Genomic DNA, 16,327 nt, shown 5'->3' on the forward strand with positions numbered 1-16,327 from the left:
CCTTCCAGCCCGGCTGCGTTCACTTGCCGGGCGCGAGGCCGTTGGCAAACCGGTTCGTATAACCGAGCGTCCCGACACCGCCGATCGAATTGCACGTCGACGATGCGGCGCCGGGCGGACAATCGACGTCACGGTCGAACGACCAGAAGTGGACACCCGCTAGACCATTCTGTTTCACGAACTGCGCGACGGTGTCCGCATCCGCCGGCGTAAAGGTTTCGCCGACCACATCATTGCCGCCGATCATCGGCGTCAGCTCGATCTGGCTGTACGGTACGCCCCAGTGATCGTGCAGGTTCATCGCCGCCTGGATCGCCGACTGGCCCATCTGGCAGGTGCCGTTCACGACCACGCAGTTCCCCGCCCCGGCCGACCCGTAGTCCATCGTCATCAGGTCGATGGTGTAGTTCTTCAGGCCGGCCGCCTGGATCGCCTGCATGACCCAGTCGCCATACACGTTGAAGCTGTCGGGAGCGCTGGCGCCCCAGGAGCTGGCCGTGGTCGCACCCGGCTGCGACGGGGCCAGCGTCGCCAACGTAAAGCTGAAACGCAGGCCGGGATATTTCTGCTGGGCGACCGCCACGCGCCGGACGAGATCGTTGATCACCTGTTGCGTCTGGCCGCCCTCGATATCGAAGTCGATCCCGATCAGGTTGCTCGATGCATAGCGGTCGATGAAGGCCGCCATGCCCGCATCCGTCCCGCACGTGAACATGCCGGCCGCGCCGCCGGTGGAAATCACGTAATTCACATTGGCCGCAGTGAAAAGCGGCACATTGGCAGCCGCCATCGCGCCACCGTCGACGCCCGCCCAGTTCTCGCTGCCGCATTCACCGGTCGCGAACGCGAGCGTCAGCGTCCGTACGCCGGGTGGCAGCACCGACAGCACCGGGCTCAACTGACCGGTGACGTTCGTCGAGATGACGTTCGTGTTCCAGTTCATCGAAATCGTCGCGTCCTTGTACGGGCTATAAACGAATGCCGGCGCCGTGCCGGTACCCGCCCCGCCCGCCGCGGCCGCGCCGGTGCCGAAAGACGACCATGCCAGCAGAAGCGCCAGCGCGCCCCTCACGGTCGATCGCTTCATGATTCCAGTGTCTGGGTTGCGCTTCATTTTCATGCCCTCGTCTCGTTTTACGCATGACCGCCACCTGACGTGCACGCCATTCGTGCCGGGGAATATTTCAGGGAGATGCATTTCGCCCACACGGGCGTAACGGGAAATGGAAACCCGCCACACAGCATGGACGGCCAGCGCCAGAAAATTTGATATGGATTGCCAAATATACATCGCGATCGGATCAAATCGTGGCTTCCCTCCGGTGATGGATCTCGACCTTTCACCGCCGCGCAACTGCCTGCGGCGGCGCATCGGGTTCAAGGACCGCGCGATGCAAGCGATATCATGAAGTTGTCACGGCAACCTGAGGTGACGGATCTGCCGCAATGTAGCGATACCGATATTTCGCCCCCGATGTAGTGATGCTTCACTCCCGAGCCATCACTTCGCTTTGTTATACTACATAATCATCAGGCAGCAACCCTGGAATCGATTATTTTCGCCAATATCGAAACCCGAAATATTCAAGCGATCGCAATACCATTTTGCAATTGTCGCCATTCGATAATTCAAACAGATATCGCGCAGCCATCTGGCTGATTGTTCAAATAGACGAAATTCAGGCGATGCGATCCGCCGCACGACGGGATCGCGCGGGTGGCAAGAGAGGCATTCGTGGCGCGGTTGCGCAAGCTGCGCCGGTATTCATGACGCCCCGGCCATCGCCGGGCGCGTCATGTCGCGGCACGATCAGAACGGGCTGCGCGTCGTATCGCCGTTGGTGAACGTCGCGTCGACGACCTGATAGAACGCCATCGCCGTATCGGCGACTTCCCAGACCGCCAGGATGACGTGGTAACCGCTACGCATCGGCAACCGGCACTGGTGAATGGTCGGCTGCTGTGGCACCAGGTTCGCGTTCGGGTCCCAGTATGGCTGGCCGGGATTCTGGATCGTGCAGAACGGCGTGGGCTCGAACTGCGCGCGCGTGAGCTTTTGCGACGGGTTCCAGTCGGCGCGGGTAATGAAGTAGTTCCAGCGACGCGTCTTGTGCACGGCGCTGAATTCCCATTTGAAATTCTGCAACGCGCCCGGCCGCAGCGGGATCTTCTGCCAGCGGCTCGGCGACTGCTCGTTCAGCACGGGCAGCGGGCCATTCGTGCTGGCGCCGGCGATTTCGCCGTCGGGCGGCGGTGCGGCATTCTTCGCGTCGGCCGGCGCGAACGGATCGGACAGGCCGCTTTGCGTCGCGGGGAAGAACTTGCCGTTCTCCATCGCGTTCGCGTGCCAGGCGTCGACGGGGCAGTTCGGATTCTGCCCTTGCGTGCACAGCACGATGCGCGAAGGCGGTTCGGTCAAGCGGCCGTGCGCGTGCGCACCGGCCGCCGCGACCAGCAGTGCCACGCCGGTCAATGTGCATGGCATCACGGAAGCAACGTATTTGCGGATGATCTTGTTCATGCGCCCTCATGACATTGATGTCGGAACGGATATGCGCATATCGGGCCTGCCGCAAGATCCCCGGCAGGGGTTCCTGTCGACACGTCGTCGCGCACACTGATCGGCAAAAGCGGCAACCCTGTGAAACCGCGGCACGCGATGATCAATCGCCGCGCTTTCTGACAAATCACTTTCACCGAACCGAACCTTATCCGCAAAAACCGGAAAAATAAACGTTCCTTATTGATAGTTTTTTAATTTTGATCAAAAGCCTGATTCGTTATTAATTTCAACCGGTTTTAGCTCGACTTCAATTGCGCGACATTGAATAAACCGCCAATTCATTAAAACACCGGCGCCGATCGTTCGGCAGGCGGCTTTGCGCACCGCATTGGCCCTTCATGCCTCAAGCAGCCAATCCCATCGATGAAGCAACCGTGAGATTCCGGTTGAACTGCGTCATGCAGTTCAGGTCGAGCGCGCGAATCTGCCCGGTCATGAAATCGACTAAGATCCGGATGCGTGTCGGCAGGTGTTGCCGGCTCAGATAGCGGATGGTGTGGGCTCGATCTTCCGGCACGTGCTTCGCCAGCGCGACGACGAGTTCGTTCGACGCGAGAGGGTCGCGAATCTGGTAGCCGGCCATCTGCGCGATCCCCGCGCGGCCGGGCTCACCGACCGTGCGAGGCAATCCCGCGGGCGTCGCCGCAGGCTACAGCATCGCCTGGCTGACGAGCGCGTACTGTCCGAAGGCCGGGTCGGCCGGCCCTTCGTGCGCTGTAGCCGGCGCGTTGCGCACCATCTTCGAACACGTATCGACTCGCACCAGACCCTGTTCGCCCAGCCAGTCCGGCAAACGGGTGCCGTCCGGCACGTCGATGCGGACGAATTCGCCTTCCCGTTGCGTCAGCCAATGACTGATGAGCGCCTTCGCATACGCATCGTCGCTTGCGCGCGGTGCGGCCACCGGGCCGATCACGTCGCCGCGACCGAAGCGCCGCAGCACCGAAAATCCGACCACCTCGCCATCGCGTTCGAGCACGGCGCTTTCACCGCGCTGGAACAGCGCGGCCATCAACTCATCGCGCTGGAGGCCGGACGCGCGCGCGTCCAGTTCGACGAGGCGCGGCCAGTCGGCCGGCGATCCGGCCCGCAGCCGCACGCCATCGGGCAGGACCACGTCGGCCGGCCGCACCACGTTCCCCTGATACTGGCCCAGCGATCCGCACACAGTGAAGCCGAGCTTTTCATAGAGCGGCCGGCCGGCCGGCGTCGCATGCAGAAACGTGATGCGCGGCCCCAGCTCGTCGAGGAGCATCTCCATCAGCTTGCGGCCGATGCCTCGCCCCTGATGCGCGTCGGACACGATCACATGCCCGATCGAGGCGCGATCGGCACCGTACTTCCAGCACATCGCCGTGCCGATCACCACGCCGTTTTCCTCGGCCGCGAACGCGGTCGACGTGTCCGCGGAAAACTGCCAGTCTTCCGCCCTGAACGGCCAGCGAAGCGCGACGGTAAGGGCATGGGCGGCGGGGACGTCCGCGGCGGTGAAGCGCCGGTAGCGAAGCGCCGGCATCGTGTCGGAATCGTTCATTTCGGTGTCCTGTTTCTTCAAGCAGTCGTTACAAAAGTGTCGTCGTGCCCACGGCCCGAGTTCAATGCCGGCTGCGCGCATCATCGCGATCGCGCGAAGTAATGCTGCGCCAGCGCAACCCAGTACCGCACGCCGGCCGGAATGATGTCGTCGTTGAAATCGTATTTCGGGTGATGCAGCGCCGGCGTGTCCGCGCCGTCGCGCGCGTTGCCGATCAGCACGTAGGCACCCGGTCGTTCTTCGAGCATGAAGCCGAAATCTTCGGACGTCATGTTCGGCGGCACGTCGCGGGCCACGCGTGCGTCGCCGAACGTGTCGCGAATCACCGTCTCGCACAGCGCGGTCTCGGCCGGCGTGTTGACCGTCGCCGGGTAATACTGGAAAAACTCCACGTCGACCTGCGCGCCATAGGCACTCGCCAGCGCCTCGCACATGAGCCGGACGTCGCGCTGCAACTGCTGCTGCAACGCCGACGACAGCGTGCGGATCGTGCCGCGCAGCTCGGCGGTGTCGGGAATCACGTTGTCCGTGGTGCCCGCATGAAACATGCACACGGAAATCACCGCGGGATCGACCGGATCCTTGTGCCGCGCGGCGATCGTCTGGCACTGCAGCACCATCGAGCACGCGAGCGGCACGGGATCGATGCCCAGGTGCGGCTGCGCCGCGTGCGCGCCCTTGCCCGTCACCGTGATCCTGAAGCGCGAGCCGGCCGCCATGATCGGCCCGGTGCGCAACCCGAAATGCCCGGCCGGCAGCCCGGGCCAGTTGTGCATGCCGAAGACCGCCTCCGTCGGGAACTGGTCGAACAGCCCGTCGTCGATCATCCGGCGCGCGCCCGCGCCGCCCTCTTCGCCCGGCTGGAACACCAGGTGAACGCTGCCGGGCAACTGCGGCAGCGCCTTCAGCACGCGCGCGGCGCCGAGCAGCATCACCGTGTGACCGTCATGGCCGCACGCGTGCATGATCCCGTGCGTGCACGACGCATGCGCAAAATCGTTGGCCTCATGGATCGGCAACGCGTCCAGGTCGGCGCGCAGCACGATCCCGCGCGCCGGATCGGCGCCGGGCAGGCTCGCGACGACGCCCGTGCCGCCCAGCCCGCGCGACACCGCATAGCCGAGCGCTTCGAGCTCGCTCGCGACGACATCGGCCGTCCGGTGTTCTTCGAATCGCAACTCGGGATGCGCATGCAGGTCGCGGCGCAGCTTCGCCCAGTGCGCGTGATGCGCTTGCAGCAACGGGTCGGGAATGGCGGGGTTATCCAGTTCCAATTTCGGCACCTGCGGAAAGTAAAAGGGTTCAGCCGTACTGCCGGCGCGATCGCGCGCGGCGGCCGTGTCAGTCGTAAAAGCCGACGATCGACTTGATCTCCATATACTCCTCCATCCCTTCGATCCCGTACTCGCGGCCGTTGCCCGACTGCTTGTAGCCGCCGAACGGCGCCTGGGGATCCCATGCCGGGTAGTTCAGATGCACCTGCCCCGCCCGGATGCGGGCGGCCACCGCGCGGGCCTGCGCCTTGTCGGTGCCCTGCACGTGCGCGCCGAGCCCGTAGACCGTGTCGTTCGCGATCGCGACCGCTTCGTCGACGGTGTCGTACGGCAGGATCGCGAGCACCGGGCCGAAGATCTCCTGCTGCGCGATCGTCATGTCGGTGCGCACGTCGGAGAAAATCGTCGGCTGCGCGTAAAAGCCGCGCGCGAGCTCCGCGGGCCGGCCGGGGCCGCCGGCGATCAGTTTCGCGCGTTCGTCGATGCCCGCGTCGATCATCTGCGCAACCCGCCCGAACTGCGCGCGGTTGGCGAGCGGCCCGTGCGTCGTGGCCTCGGCGAACGGATCGCCGACGACGAGCGTGCGCGCCGCCGCAGCAGCCAACTCCTCGACCGCACCGAGCACGTTGCGCGGCACGATCATGCGGGTCGGCGCGCTGCACGACTGCCCCATGTTGCGGAACGCGGCGGCCACGCCCGGCGGGATCGCACGCGACAGGTCCGCATCCGGCAACACGATATTCGGCGATTTGCCGCCGAGCTCCTGCGCGACGCGCTTGACGGTCGGCGCCGCCGCCTGCGCGACGAGCACGCCGGCACGCGTCGATCCGGTGATCGACACCATGTCGACCTCCGGGTGCGACGACAGCGCGGCGCCCACCGTGTCGCCGCTGCCGCTCACGAGGTTGAATACGCCGGCGGGCACGCCCGCATCCGCGATCACTTCCGCGAACAGCAGCGCGCTGAGCGGCGACAGCTCGCTCGGCTTCAGCACGACCGTACAGCCGGCCGCGAGCGCGGGCCCGACCTTCGCGGTGATCTGGTAGATCGGCCAGTTCCACGGCGTGATCAGCGCGCATACGCCGATCGGCTCGCGCACGACCGCGGTCGTGCCGCGCTGCCTGACGAACGCGTAGTTCGCGAGGTTGTCGCGTGCGACGCGGATATGTTCGGCCGCGAGCGGCACGTGCGCGCCGCGGGCATAGCCGATCGGCGCGCCCATTTCCATCGCGAGCGCCGTCGCGAACAACTCGGCGCGCTCGAGCATCAATGCATGCACACGGTCGAGCAGCGCGGCGCGTTCCTGCGGTGACGTCGCGGACCAGCGCTCGAACGCGCGGCGCGCGGCCTGCACCGCGCGGTCGGCGTCGCGCGCGCTGCCGAGCGGGATCTCGCCCAGCGTGTCTTCGGTGGACGGGCTGACGACCGCGAACCGGTCACTGCCGTCGGGCAACACCCAGTCGCCGTCGATGAAGAAGCGATCGAGCCGGCCGGCTTGCATCAGGTGAACAACGGGTGAATTCATTGGAGGGTGTCCTTGAGTCGATACCAGGCGCCGACGAACGGCAGGAACCACGGTTTGCCGAAGTGCCCGGGAATGGCCGGCCAGTCGAAGCCTCGCCACGGGTTGAGCTCGGCGCGCCCGTCCATGATTTCCGCCATCAGCGTGCCCATCAGCGTAGCCATGTGCGTACCGTGGCCGCTATAGCCCATCGAGTAGTAGACGCCGTCGCGCTCGCCCGCGCGCGGCAGCCGGTTGGCCGTCATGTCGACCATCCCGCCCCAGCAATAGTCGATGCGCACGCTGGCCAGCTCGGGAAACACGGCGGCCAGTTGACGCCGCAGGATCGCGCCGCTCTTTTCGTCCGAACGCGGGTTCGACGTGGCGAACCGCGCGCGCCCGCCGAACAGCAGGCGGCCGTCGGGCGTCGTACGGAAGAAGTTGACGAAGTTCTTCGTGTCGGTGGCCATCCGGCGCGTCGGCAGCAGGCGGTCGAGCAGCTCGCGCGGCAACGGCTCGGTGACGATGATGAATGCGCCCACGGGTACGACCCGGCGGCGAATCCAGCCGAACGGCCCGACGTGCGAAATGCCGCTCGCGAGCAGCACCTGGCGCGCACGAATCTCGCCGCGCGGCGTGCGGACCGCATACGCGCCGCCCGTTTGCCGCGTCAGTCCCAGCACCGGCGCCTGCTCGACGATGTGCGCGCCGCGCGCCTGGGCCGCGCGCGCCAGGCCGCGCACATATCGGCCGACATGCATCCCCGCGCTTTTGCCGAACAGCAGCCCGCCGTGATAACGATCCGAGCCGATCTCGTCGCGCAGCTCGGCCTTCGTCACGAGGCGCGTGTCGGGGTCCACGCTCGTCGCGAGCAATGCGTGGCTGCGCGCGAGCTTGTCGTAGTGCTCGGGTTTCGCCGCGAGCTTCAGCTTGCCGGTACGGGCGAAATTGCAATCGATCGACTCTTCCCTCACGAGCCGCTCGACCGTGTCGACGCCCGCGTCGAACGCGAGATAGAGCCGGTTCGCCAGTTCCGTGCCGAGGCGCTGCGACAGCGATGCATAATCCTGCGCGAAGCCGTTGTTGCACATGCCGCCGTTGCGGCCCGACGCTGCCTGGCCGACGGTGCCCGCCTCGCAGACGATCACGCGCGCGCCTTTCTTGGCCAAGGCCAGCGCGGCGGCCGAACCGGTGATCCCGCCGCCCACCACCAGCACGTCGCAGCTGCCGTCGGGCAGCTCCGGCGATTGGCTCACGAATGGCTCCGACGTATCGAGCCAGTACGAACTGAAACGCATCAGGCACTCCCAAGCTGTCGCATCGCACTGCCGGGCCGGCGAACGTCCACCGCACCGATCCGGCCGCTTGCGGGCGGCCCGGCTCGATGCGCGTCGGATACAGGCGGCCTCTCATCCATGTGACGGCGTTGCATCAGAAATCGGCGACCTTGCCCCACGCGGATTCGCTGAACCGGCCGGGCCGGTACGGCGTCGGGTCCACGAACGGTTGCGCACCGGACGCCAGATCGGCGATCAGGTGCCCGGCGCCCGGGCCGATCCCGAAGCCGTGACCCGAAAAACCCGCCGCGAGGATCAGGCCCGGCACGCCCGGCACTTCGCCGATGCCCGGCACGCCGTCCGGCGTGCTGTCGACGAACCCGGCCCACGCGTGCGTGATCTTCGCTTCGCGCAGTTCGGGCAACAGTTCGGCCGCGCGGCGGTACGTTTCCGAAACCGTCGGCATGTCGGGCTTCGGATCGAGAATGCGCACGGCTTCCATCGGCGTCGGCGCGTCGAGGCGCCAGCGCTTCAGCGTTTCATGCCCGCCGCGCACGCCTTCGAGGCCGCCCGGCGCCAGGTTGCGCCAGCGTTTCGCGAACATCGGCACGAATTGCGGCGCGAAGCGCAGGAACTGCGGCGTCAGGTCCACGCGCGCGCGGCCGCTGATCGCCAATGCGTAGCGTCCATCGCTGCGGCGCGTGATGGACACCCCGGACGTGTACATCGCATCGGGCAGCGGCGTTTCGACGGGCGACACGCTCAGGATCGACTGACGGATCGACGCCTGCGGAAACCGGATGCCGAGCTGGCGGCAGAACGACGACGCCCAAGCGCCGCCGGCCATCACGACCGTGCGCGTCTTGATGACGCCGGCCTCGGTGACGACGCCCGCGACGCGACCGCCTTCGAGTTCGATGCCGCGCGCCGCGCAGTGCTGGTGGACACTGCCGCCCAGCTTCATCAGCGCGGCGGCCACGGCCGGCGCGGCCTTGCCCGGATCGGCCGTGCCGTCGGTCGGCGAGAATACGCCGCCCTTCCACTGCCGCCCGGTCGCCCGACCGCGCTCGGCGGCCTGCTTGCTGTCGAGCATGTAGGTGGTCACGCCTGCCGTCTTCGCGAATTCGCCCCAGCTCGCCCAGCGGGACAATTCGGCTTCGTCATTGCTGAGATACAGCAGCCCGCAGCGATGAAAGCCGGTGTCTTCGCCGGATTCGGCCGCGAATCGCTCCCACAGATCGATGCTCTTGCTGGCCATCGGCAACTCGCGTTCGTCGCGATTCTGCTGGCGGCACCAGCCCCAGTTTCGGCTCGACTGTTCGGCGCCTATGCGCCCCTTCTCGACGAGCGCGACCGATATGCCGCGGCGGGCCAGGTAGTAGGCGGTGAACACGCCGATGATGCCGCCGCCGATCACGACGACGTCGGCCGCGGCCGGCGGCGTGGACAAGGTTTCGATATGGCGCAGCGGAGGGGACATGCTCACTCTCGTTCGGTGGAGGGTTTGACGTTCTGCATCACGTAGAACTTCGCCACGCGTTCGCTGCTTTCCCACCCGATCGACGCGCCGCGCGGCACGAACAGCGCGTCGCCGGTGCCGAGCGACTGCACGCTGCCGTCGGGCGCCGCGAACCGGACGCCGCCGTCCAGCAGGAACATGAACTCGTTCGCGCGATGCGGCCGCACGATCCGGTGATACGGCGTCGAATCCCAGGTGCCCGCGCAGTACCCGGCGCCGTCGTCGGTAAACACGTTGTCGCTGCGGCATTGCGGCGCGGGGCCGAGCAACACCTCGGCCGGCAGTGTGGCGGACGGCTTGAAGTCGGCGTCCGCGTGCAGCGCGAAGACGCCGCGTTTCGTCGGTTGCGCGCACGCGGCCGCGCAGAACGTCAGCAGCACCGGCGATTGCGCGGCGATGCGCAGCGCCGTGCCGCCGCCGATGACGGCGCCCTCTCCCGGGCCGACCACCAGCGGTGCGGCCCCGGCCGCGTCGAGCGTCAGCTCGCCCTGGACGACGACGAGGGTTTCGATGTGTGGAAAGCTCGCCACGTCCAGTTCGCCGACGAAGCCGATGCGCCCCGCGGCCATCGCGTCGGGGCCTTCCCACGCGATCTCGCGATGCGACGCGAACGGATCGCTCGCGCCGAACGCCGCTTTGCGGAACGCGCTGGAATACGGTGCGCCGTCGGCCCGGTGCAACACGAAAACTGCGGTCATTTCTGCTCCTGTGCAGTGCGTGACGGATTCGTTCGAAAGCGGTCACGCGATATCGGAAATCGTCGTTCGCCGGCGCTTCTGCCGGACGTCCTCAGCGGGGCACGTCGTCCCTGCCCATGCTCATGCCGCGTGACACGATGCATCGCGGCGTTCGCTGTGCAGGCGCGCCGATGGCACTCGCATCGGCGCGCCGCCCGTGCGGGCGACCACGTAATCGCGCGGCGTGATTCCTAGCGCACGCCGGAAATGCCGGCACAGATGGCTCTGGTCGAAGAAGCCGACGTCGGTCGCGACGACCGACGGCGCGAGACCGGCGCGCAACAGGTCCTGCGCCCGTCGCACGCGCACGAGACACAGATAGCGGTGCGGCGACAGCCCGGTTTCGCTGCGAAAGCGCGCGGTGAAACGCGACACGCTCAACCCGGCCACCGCCGCGAGCGTGTCCAGGTTCAGCGGCTGCGCGAACGACGCGTCGATCGTGCGCAGCACGTCGCCGATCGCCGGCGACACGGGTTGCGCGACACGCAGCGAGCCGGCGGAGCCAACCGAGCCAATGAATTGCACTGTCATATCGAATTCTCCCGGCGCTCGCTTCAATGCAGGAAATCCTGCATCCGGTAATACGCGCCGACGACCGGCAGGAACCACGCGTGCCCGAAATGGCCCGGTATCGCCGGCCATTCCAGCTCGCGCCACGGGTTCGACGCGGCCGCGCCATACAGCACGTCGGCCATCACGCGGCCCATGTGCACCGACATCTGCACACCGTGGCCGCTGTAGCCCATCGAGTAATAGAGCCCGTCATGCTGGCCCGCGCGCGGCAGGCGATCGGCGGTGATGTCGACGAGCCCGCCCCAGCAGTAGTCGAGCCGCACGTTCGCCAGTTCCGGGAAATAGCCGGCCATGCCCGCACGCAGGATGTCGCCGCTTTTTGCATCGGAGCGCGGGCTCGACATCGCGAAGCGCGCGCGGCCGCCGAACAGCAGCCGGTTGTCGGGCGTCACGCGGAAGTAGTTGCCGATCTGGCGCGACGTCACGTATGCACGGCGATGCGGAAACAGCCGGTTCAACTGCGCATCGGGCAGCGGCTCGGTCACGACGATGAAGCTGCCGACCGGCGCGATGCGCCGCCGGAACCACGCGAACGGCCCGTGCTGCGATGCGCCCGTCGCGACCAGCACGCGATCGGCGACGATCGTGCCGCGGGCGCAGGTGATCCGGTGGCGCTCGCCGTCGAGCCGGTCGAGCTGCGTGACGGCCGCGTGCTCGTAGATGCGGGCGCCGGCGCGCACGGCCGCCTGCGCGAGCCCGACGCCGAACTTGCCCATGTGCATCTGCGCGCCGTTGCGCTGCAGGAGCCCACCGTAAAAGCCGTCGGACGCGATTTCATCGCGGATGCGCGACGGCTCGATCAGTTCGATGTCCGGATCGACGTCGCGCCGCAATGCGTTGAAGGTCTTTTCGAGCCCGGCGAAATGCTGCGGCTTCGCGGCGAGCTTCAGCTTGCCCGCGCGCCGGAAATCGCAGTCGATCGCCTGTTCGGTCACGATCGTCTCGACGCTCTTCACCGCGCTTTCGTACGCACGATAGAAGTGCTTCGCTTGCGCTGCGCCGATGCGCGCGGCCAGCGACGCGTAGTCCTGCGCGACGCCGGTATTGCACTGGCCGCCGTTGCGGCCCGATGCTTCGCCGGCGATCTGCGCGGCTTCGAGCACGACCACCGACACGCCGCGCTGCGCGAGCGCGAGCGCCGCCGACAAACCGGTGAAGCCGCCGCCGATCACGGCCACGTCCGCGCGCCCTTCGACCGGCCCTTCGCTGCCGGCGCGAAACGCGGGACGGGTATCCAGCCAGTACGATTCCAGTTTCATCGATTCTTCTCGAGCATTCCGGCGACGACGATCGGCGACCGTCCAATGAGAATCATTTAATCACCATCAAAAAGCGCAGTTGCCGCGTATTCGCGCACGCCACACGCGCAATTTGCCGTTTTGCGCGCCTGCCGCAGCACACTATGCGCAACGTCGATCGTCGGCGCGGGCAGGCGCGATGGACGAACGGCGGCGCGCATTACAGCCGGACCGGCTGCATCGTCGCGCCGCCTGCCGGCACCGGCTCCGCCTGGAACCGCGCGAGATCGTCCTCGCTGCGATGGCACAGCACCTGCGCGCCGTTGCCGAGCGTGCGCAGCGACGGGGCCGTGCGGTTGCACACGCCGTCCACGCGCATCGCACAGCGCGACAGGAACGGACACAGCTCGGCCTCGTGCTCGCGCTCGCCGATCGGCACCAACGGCCGGTGGCAACGCTCGGCCGCATCGTCGAGCCAGCCCGCGCGCAACTCAGGCGCGGACGACACGAGCAAATGCGAATACGGGTGGTAAGGCGGCGCGCACAGCGCGTCGCGGCTGCCGGTTTCGACGCGACGGCCCGCGTACAGCACGACGATGTCGTCGCTGATCGCGCGCACCTTCGCGATGTCGTGCGTGATGAACACGTACGACACGCCGAGCTTCGCCTGCAGGTCGCGCAGCAGGTCCATGATCGCGGCGCCCACCACGGTATCGAGTGCCGACGTGACTTCGTCGCACAGGATCAGGTCGGGCTCGGCCGCGAGTGCACGCGCGAGGTTCACGCGCTGCTTCTGCCCGCCGGACAATTCTCCGGTGCGCCGCCCGGCCACCGCCTGCGGCAGCCGCACGAGTTCGAGCAGTTCCGCGACGCGCTGCCGCGCCCGCGCACCGCGAATCCCGTGATAGAACGCGAGCGGCCGCGCCAGCGTGCGCTCGACGGTATGCACGGGGTTGAGCGCGGTATCGGCGTTCTGGAACACGATCTGCACGCGGCGGTGCTGCTCCTTCGAGCGTTTGCCGATATCGAGCGCGAGCGGCTCGCCGTCGAGCAGGATCTGCCCGGCCGTCGCCGGCACGAGGCCCGCGATCACCTTCGCGAGCGTCGTCTTGCCGGAGCCCGACTCGCCGATCACACCGACCGTCTGCCCGCGCCCGATGCGCAGGTCGACTTCATGAAGGATCAGCTTCGCGGGCCAGCCCTTCGCGGTCCGGCCGCCGTAGCCGGCGACCGCGCCGCGCACGTCGAGCAGCGGGGCCGGCGCGGCGGGCGCCGCTTTCGCAGCGCGTTCGGCGTCGGTCGGCGTCACCGCCGCGATCAGGCTCTGCGTGTACGGATGCGCGGGCGCATGCAGGATCTGCTCGGTGCCGCCCGTCTCGCGGATCACGCCGTCGCTCAGCACGACGATGCGGTCGGCCATCTGCGCGACCACGGCCAGGTCGTGCGACACGTACACCGCACTCATCCCGCAGCGCCGGATCACGCTCTTGAACGCCTGCAGCACGTCGATCTGCGTGGTCACGTCGAGCGCGGTGGTCGGCTCGTCGAGGATCACGAGCTCCGGATCGGTGATCAGCGCCATCGCGGCCATCAGCCGCTGCAACTGCCCGCCCGACACCTGGTGCGGATAGCGCTTGCCGATCGTCTCCGGCTCCGGCAGCGCGAGTGCGCGGAACAGCTCGACCGCCTTCGCCTGCGCATCGCGCTTCGTCATCGTCTTGTGGATCAGCGCGCTCTCGATCACCTGGTCGAGAATCGTGCGCGACGGATTGAACGCGGCGGCCGCGCTCTGCGCGATATACGCGACCTTGCGGCCGCGCAGCGCGGTCAGTGCCTGCGCGGACAGCGTGCACACGTCCGTGCCGCCGAGCTTCACCGAGCCGCCGGCGATCCGGCAGCCGGTGCGTGCGTGGCCCATCAGCGACAGCGCGATCGTCGTCTTGCCGGAGCCCGATTCGCCGATCAGCGCGAGCACCTCGCCGCGCCCGATGTCGAAGTCGACGTCGTGGACGATCGTCGTTTCCGCGCCGCCCGGGCGGCCGCCGACCACGCGCAGCCCGCGCACCTCGACGAGCGGAGTCGATTCCGGAGTCGATTCATCTCGCATCAGTGTTCTCCCGCGGCGGCAGCCGCGCCCTTGCGGCGGCCGCGATGCGGCAGGCCGTCGATCAACAGGTTGACGCCCACCGTCAGGATCGCGATCGCGACCGCGGGCATGATCGCGACGGCCGAACCGTCGCCGAGGCTCGCGATGTTCTCGCGCACGAGCGAACCGAGATCCGCATACGGCGGCTGCACGCCGAGCCCGAGAAAGCTCAGGCCGCTCAGCAGCAGCACGACGAACGTGAAGCGCAGCCCGGTGTCCGCCAGCATCGGATGGATCATGTTCGGCAGCATCTCGACGCACGCGATGTACAGCGCGCTTTCACCGCGCGCCTTCGCCACCTGCACGAATTCGAGCGTGCTGATGTTGATGGCCAGCGCACGCGCGATCCGGTACGAGCCCGGCATGTAGCTGACCGCCGCGGTGAGCACCAGCAGCGGCAGCGACGAGCCGAACGCGGCGACGAACATCAGCGCGAACATCTTCGACGGAATCGACGTGAGCGCGTCGAGCAGCCGGCTCATCGTCTCGTCCACCGCGCGGCCGGAGACCGTCGCGAGCAGCCCGAGCGTCGTGCCGGTCGCCGCGGCGAGCAGCACCGCGGCGAGCGCGAGCAGCACGGTGAGGCGCGTGCCGTACAGGATCCGGCTCAACATGTCGCGGCCGAGGAAGTCCGAACCGAACGGCAGCTTCGCGCTGAACGGCGCGAACACGTCCGGCGTGACGATCGTGCCGACTTCGTGCGGCGCGAGCAGCGGTGCGAACACCGCGACGAACAGCATCAGGCCGACCATCGACAGGCCGACGCGGCCGCCGGTCGTCAAGGCGATGCGCACGGCGCGGCGCTTGCGCGGCTGGTCGGGGGCAGGCGCGGCAGGCGGCACGCTGCCCCGCCCCAGGGGCGGGTCGCCGGATGGCGGCAGCGCGCTGCTGCGTTGTACGGGTTCGATCGGTTGCATGGGCGGCATCTCGGAAGGAAGACGAAACACTCAGGTTCGCAGTCGCGGGTTCGACACGATCGAGCACAGGTCGGCGAACAGCACGAGCGTCAGGTACGCGACGCAGAAGATCAGCGTGCACGCCTGGACCAGCGGGAAATCGCGGTTGCTGACGGCGTCGACCATCAGGCTCGCCAGGCCCGGATAGTTGAAGATCGTCTCGACGACGATCACGCCGCCGAGCAGATACGACAGGCTCAGCGCGATCGCATTGGCGATCGGGCCGATCGCGTTCGGCAACGCATGGCGCAGTACGACGCGTGCGGGGCTCGCGCCCTTGAGCACAGCCATCTCGACATACGACGCGCTCAACTGCTCGATCACCGCGGCGCGCGTCATGCGTGCCATCTGCGCGATCACGACCGCGCACAGCGTCAGCACCGGCATCGCGTACGCACGCAGGAAGTCGTGCAGGCTTTCGATCGGGCCGCCGTACGACAGTGCGGACAGCCAGCGCAGCTTCACCGCGAACACGAGCACGGCGACCGTCGCGATCAGGAACTCCGGCGTCGCGACGAGCGACAGCGTGCCGAGGCTGATCACGCGATCGACCGCCGACTCGCGCTTGACGGCCGCGAGGATGCCGAGCAGCAGCGCGATCGGCACCGACACGGCGGTCGTGATCGCCGCGAGCGCGAGCGACTTCGGCAGGCGTGTGCCGATCAGCTCCGACACCGGCATGTCGCCGGAAAACGAGCGGCCGAAATCGCCGTGCAGCAGCCCGGTGAGCCAGTGCAGGTAACGCACGTGCGCCGGCATGTCGAGGCCGAACTGCTGGCGCAGCGCGGCGACCGTCTCCGGCGTCGCCGACTGGCCGAGCGCGGCCTGCGCGGCGTCGCCCGGCAGCAGGTTCGTGATCGTGAAGATGATCGCGGACACGATCAGCAGCGTCAGCGCGGTGACCGCGATGCGCCGGCCGATCAGGCCGATGAGAATTCGGTTCATCGAGCGGCACTCCCGAAAAAACCGCGCGTGGCCGGCGCGGTGGTCCGCACCGGCCGCGCGACGG

Annotated in this window: 13 protein-coding genes and 1 pseudogene; all 14 read right to left on the minus strand. The window is 67.6% G+C overall.

Annotation, left to right across the window (positions count from 1 at the left end; all coding sequences use genetic code 11):
• Window positions 1–19: 19 nt before the first annotated feature.
• Window positions 20–1,372 carry a chitinase gene (locus tag LXE91_RS37575; protein ID WP_223274400.1) on the minus strand — a complete coding sequence of 451 codons (1,353 nt, stop codon included), beginning with the start codon at window positions 1,370–1,372 and terminating at the stop codon, window positions 20–22.
• A 438-nt stretch (window positions 1,373–1,810) separates the two neighbouring features.
• Window positions 1,811–2,485: a lytic polysaccharide monooxygenase gene (locus LXE91_RS37580; RefSeq protein WP_039356243.1), complete on the minus strand. Its 675-nt coding sequence runs from the start codon at window positions 2,483–2,485 to the stop codon at window positions 1,811–1,813.
• 421 nt (window positions 2,486–2,906) lie between these two features.
• Window positions 2,907–3,161 (minus strand): annotated as a pseudogene (locus LXE91_RS37585) (LysR family transcriptional regulator); the annotation flags it as partial.
• Between the two features lie 51 nt (window positions 3,162–3,212).
• Window positions 3,213–4,097 (minus strand): GNAT family N-acetyltransferase, encoded by an 885-nt coding sequence (locus LXE91_RS37590; protein WP_039356198.1) that lies wholly within the window; start codon window positions 4,095–4,097, stop codon window positions 3,213–3,215.
• 80 nt (window positions 4,098–4,177) lie between these two features.
• Window positions 4,178–5,365 (minus strand): M20 aminoacylase family protein, encoded by a 1,188-nt coding sequence (locus tag LXE91_RS37595; RefSeq protein ID WP_039356240.1) that lies wholly within the window; start codon window positions 5,363–5,365, stop codon window positions 4,178–4,180.
• A 73-nt stretch (window positions 5,366–5,438) separates the two neighbouring features.
• Window positions 5,439–6,896 (minus strand): aldehyde dehydrogenase family protein, encoded by a 1,458-nt coding sequence (locus LXE91_RS37600; protein WP_039356195.1) that lies wholly within the window; start codon window positions 6,894–6,896, stop codon window positions 5,439–5,441.
• Window positions 6,893–8,170: an NAD(P)/FAD-dependent oxidoreductase gene (locus tag LXE91_RS37605; RefSeq protein WP_039356192.1), complete on the minus strand. Its 1,278-nt coding sequence runs from the start codon at window positions 8,168–8,170 to the stop codon at window positions 6,893–6,895. Before LXE91_RS37605 ends, LXE91_RS37600 begins: the two co-directional genes overlap by 4 nt.
• Before the next feature lie 133 nt (window positions 8,171–8,303).
• Window positions 8,304–9,629 carry an NAD(P)/FAD-dependent oxidoreductase gene (locus LXE91_RS37610; RefSeq protein ID WP_039356189.1) on the minus strand — a complete coding sequence of 442 codons (1,326 nt, stop codon included), beginning with the start codon at window positions 9,627–9,629 and terminating at the stop codon, window positions 8,304–8,306.
• A 2-nt stretch (window positions 9,630–9,631) separates the two neighbouring features.
• The gene (locus LXE91_RS37615; RefSeq protein WP_039356186.1) at window positions 9,632–10,366 is read right to left on the minus strand and encodes a cupin domain-containing protein; all 735 of its coding nucleotides are present in this window, start codon (window positions 10,364–10,366) and stop codon (window positions 9,632–9,634) included.
• Window positions 10,367–10,486: 120 nt separating this feature from the next.
• Window positions 10,487–10,936: a helix-turn-helix domain-containing protein gene (locus LXE91_RS37620; RefSeq protein ID WP_039356183.1), complete on the minus strand. Its 450-nt coding sequence runs from the start codon at window positions 10,934–10,936 to the stop codon at window positions 10,487–10,489.
• Between the two features lie 23 nt (window positions 10,937–10,959).
• Window positions 10,960–12,237 (minus strand): NAD(P)/FAD-dependent oxidoreductase, encoded by a 1,278-nt coding sequence (locus tag LXE91_RS37625; RefSeq protein WP_039356180.1) that lies wholly within the window; start codon window positions 12,235–12,237, stop codon window positions 10,960–10,962.
• Between the two features lie 199 nt (window positions 12,238–12,436).
• Window positions 12,437–14,323 (minus strand): ABC transporter ATP-binding protein, encoded by a 1,887-nt coding sequence (locus LXE91_RS37630; protein WP_039356177.1) that lies wholly within the window; start codon window positions 14,321–14,323, stop codon window positions 12,437–12,439.
• Complete coding sequence (locus LXE91_RS37635; protein ID WP_039356174.1) at window positions 14,323–15,279, minus strand: ABC transporter permease; 957 nt, start codon at window positions 15,277–15,279, stop codon at window positions 14,323–14,325. Before LXE91_RS37635 ends, LXE91_RS37630 begins: the two co-directional genes overlap by 1 nt.
• 30 nt (window positions 15,280–15,309) lie before the next feature.
• The gene (locus tag LXE91_RS37640; RefSeq protein WP_039356237.1) at window positions 15,310–16,263 is read right to left on the minus strand and encodes an ABC transporter permease; all 954 of its coding nucleotides are present in this window, start codon (window positions 16,261–16,263) and stop codon (window positions 15,310–15,312) included.
• Window positions 16,264–16,327: the final 64 nt, after the last annotated feature.

Origin of the sequence: Burkholderia contaminans (assembly GCF_029633825.1) — a bacterium.
In the GTDB taxonomy this organism is placed as follows: Bacteria; Pseudomonadota; Gammaproteobacteria; order Burkholderiales; family Burkholderiaceae; genus Burkholderia; species Burkholderia contaminans.

Excerpts from the sequence above, each read along its gene's own strand:
- LXE91_RS37575 (WP_223274400.1), bottom strand. The coding sequence starts at position 1,372 with ATGCGCCGCCGCAGGCAGTTGCGCGGCGGTGAAAGGTCGAGATCCATC.
- LXE91_RS37580 (WP_039356243.1), bottom strand. The coding sequence starts at position 2,485 with ATGCCATGCACATTGACCGGCGTGGCACTGCTGGTCGCGGCGGCCGGT.
- LXE91_RS37590 (WP_039356198.1), bottom strand. The coding sequence starts at position 4,097 with ATGAACGATTCCGACACGATGCCGGCGCTTCGCTACCGGCGCTTCACC.
- LXE91_RS37600 (WP_039356195.1), bottom strand. The coding sequence starts at position 6,896 with ATGAATTCACCCGTTGTTCACCTGATGCAAGCCGGCCGGCTCGATCGC.
- LXE91_RS37605 (WP_039356192.1), bottom strand. The coding sequence starts at position 8,170 with ATGCGTTTCAGTTCGTACTGGCTCGATACGTCGGAGCCATTCGTGAGC.
- LXE91_RS37610 (WP_039356189.1), bottom strand. The coding sequence starts at position 9,629 with ATGTCCCCTCCGCTGCGCCATATCGAAACCTTGTCCACGCCGCCGGCC.
- LXE91_RS37615 (WP_039356186.1), bottom strand. The coding sequence starts at position 10,366 with ATGACCGCAGTTTTCGTGTTGCACCGGGCCGACGGCGCACCGTATTCC.
- LXE91_RS37620 (WP_039356183.1), bottom strand. The coding sequence starts at position 10,936 with ATGACAGTGCAATTCATTGGCTCGGTTGGCTCCGCCGGCTCGCTGCGT.
- LXE91_RS37625 (WP_039356180.1), bottom strand. The coding sequence starts at position 12,237 with ATGAAACTGGAATCGTACTGGCTGGATACCCGTCCCGCGTTTCGCGCC.
- LXE91_RS37630 (WP_039356177.1), bottom strand. The coding sequence starts at position 14,323 with ATGCGAGATGAATCGACTCCGGAATCGACTCCGCTCGTCGAGGTGCGC.
- LXE91_RS37635 (WP_039356174.1), bottom strand. The coding sequence starts at position 15,279 with ATGCAACCGATCGAACCCGTACAACGCAGCAGCGCGCTGCCGCCATCC.
- LXE91_RS37640 (WP_039356237.1), bottom strand. The coding sequence starts at position 16,263 with ATGAACCGAATTCTCATCGGCCTGATCGGCCGGCGCATCGCGGTCACC.